Origin of the sequence: Bacteroides cellulosilyticus DSM 14838, from assembly GCF_000158035.1 — a bacterium.
GTDB classification, from domain to species: Bacteria; Bacteroidota; Bacteroidia; order Bacteroidales; family Bacteroidaceae; genus Bacteroides; species Bacteroides cellulosilyticus.
This window is the reverse complement of record NZ_EQ973488.1, coordinates 207,188-211,838: the sequence shown is the minus strand read 5'-3', so window position 1 is coordinate 211,838 and position 4,651 is coordinate 207,188. Positions and strand designations below refer to the sequence as shown.

Below are 4,651 nucleotides of genomic sequence, written 5' to 3'. Positions count from 1 at the left end.
ACTCTGAAGTCGGCTTTCCTTGCCAATATGAGCCATGAAATCCGTACTCCGTTGAATTCTATTGTCGGTTTCTCCGACTTGCTGAAGGACATTGAAGCATTCAGTCCTGAGGAAGTGAAACAGTTTGTGGATACGATCAACACGAACTGTACCTTATTGCTGGCACTGATTAATGATATTCTCGATCTATCCCGTATCGAGTCCGGTTCAATGGACTTCCGTTTTGCCGGATACAACCTCACGTTTGTGATGCAGCAGATCTATGACTCTCAGCGCCTGAGTATGCCTCGGGGGGTAGAGCTGGTCATGAAACTGCCCGAAGGTGAGGGTAAATCGATAGTAACGGATTCTGTCCGTCTGAAACAGGTGATTAACAACTTCATCAACAATGCCAAGAAGTTCACTACTCAAGGTTCTATCACTTTCGGTTTCCAGACAGAAGAGCCGGGCTATACCGTTTTCTTTGTGGAAGATACCGGAAGCGGCATTTCGGAAGAAAATCAGCGACGCATATTCGAACGTTTCTATAAAGTGGATAGCTTTACGCAAGGTGCCGGCCTGGGACTGAGTATCTGCCAGACTATTGTAGAGCGTTTCAGAGGGGAAATAAACGTATCTTCTGAATTAGGAAAAGGTACACGCTTTACAGTACGTGTACCTGATTTTAATGAATAGTATTATTCAACTCTTTTGCATCCGTTCGCTTGCAGGAATTCATCCAGCAGTATTTCGTAATTTCCCTGTATCAGGATATGATGGTTTCCCAATGGATTTTTGAGGAAATACTCTGCGGGTGTATCCATTTTAATGCGTACCTGTGTGCGGCACATATTAATGTAGTTCGTATTCTCGGTCAGGGTGCCTGTGCTCAGGTAATATTCGTCCAGACATTCTCCGCCACATTTTACCAGAGTGACGTGTCCCGTAGGCAGGATTCCTTGAATACCGATACCCATCTCTGTTTCAAAGTGATTGCGGATGATGTATTGTTCGGTTTGTGCAATACCCACGGTGCAGTGAGCAAGTACGATTTCGTTGGTGCGTGCATTGATCATGGAAGGGTTTGCCATGAAAGAAGCCTTGCCGGTCAGCACTTTTACGGCAAGTTGGGTAAAGATAGATTGCAGGTCACCTTCACATCCGGCAATGATACCGTCATCGTTCAATAGGGAGAGGGCGAGGCATCCGGTGGTTCCGGTTTGTTCTATCAGTTTAAAACAGCTCAGGGTGAGTGCACTCAGTTTTTCTTTCTCCACAATCCGTTTAATGGCGCGATACAGGCGCATGGCTTTTATCAGATCCTCCGGTGTAGCTTCGCGGCAGGCAAGCGCTTTACCGGCAAAAGCAGCGCAGGCTTCGCCCACTTCGTCGTCTGTTACCTGATTGTAATATTCATAAACGCGTTCCAGTGAAATGTCGGTGTATTCAATTCCCCAGCGCCGTTTGGAAAGAAGGTAATCTACATTGCTGGCAACAAGCCAGGAAGAGGGGGAGCCTATTACGCCGATACGCGATCCGAAGAGTGCTTGTTGAGCTTTGAAGTTACTGTGGAGTACGAAGATACGTTTGATGATTTCGGGTAATTCTCCGTGGAGGATTTCACTTTTCATACCCCGGCCACGTAGCCAGGACGAGATTTCGAGAGCGGCGGCCAGTGAGTTTTGCATACCGTCCGCCAGTAAGATTGCAGGGCGGGGCAGAGACTCGAAGTGCTGGATAACCAACCGTTCTACACCGCCGGTAGCAATGAAAAGCAGGCTGAAATCGTCTTTAGTGAGTTTGTTTATGTTTTGATATTCTACAATATTTACAGTGAAATATTTCTCCAGTTCGTTTAATATAAGTTCGTGTGAGCCGAGAATGGATGCTTGTTTATGCAGCAACGATGCAAATGTTATCAGGTTTAATACCATGGCATTGTATATGATTTACGATTTGACACTCAAAGGTACAATTTCTTTTGAATTCATCACTATCTTTTAAGTCATAGCTAGTGTTTTTAAACTTTTTTGCCAATGCTTTCCCGTCATTTCAAATAAAGTGTTACTTTTGCACTTTCGATTGCATATATATGAAAGTGTATCGTCAATCGTTAATATTTATTTGTCAAATTGTAAAAACTTAGACATGCCAGCAATATCTATTCGCGGAACGGAGATGCCCGCGTCTCCTATCAGAAAACTGGCTCCTCTGGCTGACGCAGCCAAGCAAAGGGGAGTGCATGTATTCCACCTGAACATCGGACAACCCGATTTGCCCACACCGCAAGTCGCGATTGATGCGATACGCAATATCGACCGGAAAGTTCTGGAATATAGTCCCAGTGCAGGATATCGCAGTTACCGTGAGAAGCTGGTGGGCTATTATGATAAGTTCAACATCAAACTGACGGCAGATGATATCATCATTACGTCCGGTGGTTCGGAGGCGGTATTGTTCTCCTTCCTGGCGTGCCTCAATCCGGGTGACGAGATTATTGTTCCCGAACCGGCTTACGCTAACTATATGGCGTTTGCCATCTCTGCCGGTGCTAAGATACGCACTATTGCCACTACCATAGAAGAAGGTTTTTCGCTTCCTAAAGTAGAAAAGTTTGAAGAGCTGATTAACGAGCGCACCCGGGCTATCCTGATCTGTAATCCTAATAATCCGACAGGTTATCTTTATACCCGTCGCGAAATGAACCAGATACGTGACCTTGTGAAGAAGTACGATTTGTTCCTCTTCTCCGATGAAGTGTATCGTGAGTTTATTTATACGGGCTCTCCCTATATCTCTGCCTGCCATTTGGAAGGTATTGAAGACAATGTGGTACTGATTGACTCCGTATCCAAGCGTTACTCGGAATGTGGTATCCGTATCGGTGCTTTGATTACGAAGAATGCGGAAATACGTAGTGCTGTAATGAAGTTTTGCCAGGCACGTCTCAGTCCTCCGTTGATTGGTCAGATTGCTGCCGAAGCTTCTCTGGATGCCGATGAGGATTACCTGCGCGATACGTATGATGAATATGTAGAACGCCGTAAGTGCCTGATAGACGGACTGAACCGTATCCCCGGTGTGTATTCGCCTATTCCTATGGGAGCATTCTATACAGTGGCAAAACTTCCGGTAGATGATTCCGATAAGTTCTGTGCCTGGTGTCTTTCTGACTTCGAGTATGAAGGACAAACCGTATTCATGGCACCTGCTTCCGGCTTCTATACTACTCCCGGTTCCGGTCGGAATGAAGTGCGTATAGCCTATGTGCTGAAGAAGGAAGACCTGACCCGTGCGCTTTTTGTCTTATCAAAGGCATTGGAGGCATATCCGGGAAGAGTTGAATAAATACGTAAGAAGAACACAAGTTATTATGACATGAGTTTAGCCCTGTTTTTGGCCCGACGTATTTATCGCGACAGCGATGCGGGAAAGCAAGTTTCTCGTCCTGCCGTGCTCATTGCCCTGATAGGTGTTGCTATCGGTCTGGCGGTGATGATTATCACGGTGTCGGTGATTGTCGGGTTTAAGAACGAAGTGCGTGGTAAAGTAATAGGTTTCGGTGCGGACATTCAGATAACGAATTCGGATGCTGCACGTTCCTACGAGACGCGTCCTGTGGTGGTGAACGACAGTGTCATCTCCATTCTATCCGAATATCCTGAGGTGAAGCATGTGCAGCGCTATTCCACCAAACCGGGCATGGTAAAGACTGCCGAGGATTTTCAAGGCATGGTTCTGAAGGGGATAGGACCAGAGTTTGATCCTGCTTTTTTCCGTGAACATCTGGTGGAAGGAGAGTTACCGCAGTTCAGTGATACGGCTTCTTCCAATCGGGTAGTCATTTCTAAGGCACTGGCTACAAAGCTGAGGTTGAAACTTGGAGATAAGATAGATACCTATTATATCCAGGATGATATTCGTGCCCGCCGTTTGCAGATTGTAGGAATTTACCAGACTAACTTCTCGGAATACGATAACCTTTTCCTCCTTACCGATTTATATCTTGTAAACCGTCTCAACAACTGGGAACCGGGGCAAGTGAGCGGTGCAGAATTGCAGGTACGCGATTATGATCGTCTTGAAGAGATCACCTATCAGATTGCTGCCGACCTGGACGGAATGGAGGACCGGTACGGTGAAGACTATTGTGTGCGCAACGTAGAGCAGCTGAATCCCCAGATATTTGCCTGGCTCAGTATTCTGGATGTGAATATCTGGGTAATATTGATACTGATGGCAGGCGTAGCAGGTTTTACCATGGTGTCCGGCTTATTGATTATCATCATCGAACGTACTTCCATGATCGGCATACTGAAGTCTCTGGGCGCCAATAACACCACCATACGCAAGGTATTCCTTTGGTTTTCAGTCTTTCTTATCGGTAAAGGTATGCTATGGGGCAATGTCATCGGACTGGCGTTCTATTTCTTGCAAAAGTGGTTTGGTATCTTCAAACTTGATCCGGAGACGTATTACATGGATACCGTTCCCGTATCCTTCAATATTCTGCTGTTCTTATTACTGAATATAGGTACTCTGCTGGCATCTGTCCTGATGCTGTTAGGCCCCTCTTTCCTGATTACACGTATCCATCCCGCTAACTCAATGAGATACGAATAAAAGTGATTAGGGGTTAGTGATAAGTGCCTTCGGGATAGCTCGTAGCTGA

4 protein-coding genes are annotated in these 4,651 nt (G+C 46.0%); 3 read left to right on the top strand and 1 reads right to left on the bottom strand.

Annotated features, from left to right (window positions below):
* Nucleotides 1-675 (top strand): sensor histidine kinase (locus tag BACCELL_RS02255; RefSeq protein WP_007209887.1); only part of this gene is annotated, 675 nt, incomplete at its 5' end.
* A 2-nt stretch (nucleotides 676-677) separates the two neighbouring features.
* Here BACCELL_RS02255 and BACCELL_RS02250 read toward each other — a convergent pair.
* On the bottom strand, nucleotides 678-1,913 hold the full coding sequence (locus tag BACCELL_RS02250; protein WP_007209886.1) for a hypothetical protein: 1,236 nt from the start codon (nucleotides 1,911-1,913) through the stop codon (nucleotides 678-680).
* Nucleotides 1,914-2,127: 214 nt separating this feature from the next.
* On the opposite strand from BACCELL_RS02250, the gene BACCELL_RS02245 reads away from it, so the two are divergent.
* On the top strand, nucleotides 2,128-3,327 hold the full coding sequence (locus BACCELL_RS02245; protein WP_007209884.1) for a pyridoxal phosphate-dependent aminotransferase: 1,200 nt from the start codon (nucleotides 2,128-2,130) through the stop codon (nucleotides 3,325-3,327).
* Nucleotides 3,328-3,357: 30 nt separating this feature from the next.
* Nucleotides 3,358-4,602: an ABC transporter permease gene (locus BACCELL_RS02240; RefSeq protein WP_007209883.1), complete on the top strand. Its 1,245-nt coding sequence runs from the start codon at nucleotides 3,358-3,360 to the stop codon at nucleotides 4,600-4,602.
* Nucleotides 4,603-4,651 lie beyond the last annotated feature (49 nt).